We start from the raw sequence: 1,272 nt of genomic DNA on the forward strand, positions 1-1,272 counted from the left end.
TGTTAAAGAACCCGGTTCAAATGAATGGAAATTTTCAAATTTTGTTCTAAGACCATAATTTCTAGTCTCTAATATTACTTTTTAAAAAGAATTTGTTATCAAATTTTCTCACAAACTCCCGAAGTTTTTCAGTAGTTATTTCACAATATTTGTCATTTCGACGGAGGAGAANNTTTTATAATGCTTCTGAAAATAAATTCAATATTGATAAAACTTCTGCCGCTTTCGCTAAAGGGAATCAGGCTTATGTAGTTCCGTTGGACATTTTAGGAATTACTAGAACTTCTCCACCTGATTTGGGCGCTTATCAGAGTCAGGATTTCCCTAAATAATGGTTTTGCTACGAAGGCGCTAAGGCGCAAAGTATTTTTACAAAGTATCCATGCAGTTTGTCATTTCGAAGGAGGAGAAATCCTCGCGAGTAACTCCGTAATGAAATTCCAATCTTTGTAGAGCTACATATGAAGATGTCTCCTCCGTCGAAATGACAAAACACACTTGAAAAACTAAGAAAATTACCGCAAATAACTTTTGATTAAAATCATTTTTTCAAAATTTATACTTTTTCTTCATTTCCAGATTTCGTAATTTTTGCAAATCCATTCATTTAAAGACATTAAACTTATGAACTTTAAATTTTGATTTTTTTCTTCTAAAAGTTTAATATTACAGAACATATCAAAAAAGAAATTTTACTAAATCATTAAATTTCACCAAATACCTAAACCTCTTGATTTTGCGTCTTTTTGGTAGAAAAAATGCAAGAAAAAAGCAATTTCATTTTTTTTGAAAAGAGATCGTTTCCAAATTTGCGCTTACTATTTATTTACATTAAATTTGCAGCTCAATACAACAAACTACACAAATGATCCATTTCTTTGAAAACCAAAGCAAAACTGTTTTTGCCGTACAAACGCAAAACGAAATTTCAGCTCAAGACATTTCAAAATTAAACTGGCTTTTTGCCGACGCAAACAAGATCGAAAAATCTGCATTGACAGGATTTTTTGTTGGTCCACGCGCCACTATGATCACACCTTGGAGTACAAATGCTGTAGAAATTACTCAAAACATGGGGATTTCTGGCATTATCAGAATTGAAGAATTTCATCCTGCAACGGAAGATTTTACTGATTTTGATCCAATGCTTTCTCAAAAATTCAACGAATTAGATCAAGAAATCTTCACTATCAACATTCAGCCGGAACCAATTTTGGAGATTGATGATATTGCGACTTACAACAAAGTGGAAGGTTTAGCTTTAAGCGAAGA

General features: G+C 32.2%; 1 pseudogene. It reads left to right on the plus strand.

Features of this window, described 5'->3' with window-relative positions:
- Positions 1 to 865 precede the first annotated feature (865 nt).
- Positions 866 to 1,272 (plus strand): annotated as a pseudogene (locus tag B3J44_RS15965) (phosphoribosylformylglycinamidine synthase); the annotation flags it as partial.

The sequence above is a fragment of the Flavobacterium sp. UBA4854 genome (genome assembly GCF_002399805.1).
GTDB lineage: Bacteria > Bacteroidota > Bacteroidia > Flavobacteriales > Flavobacteriaceae > Flavobacterium > Flavobacterium ginsengisoli.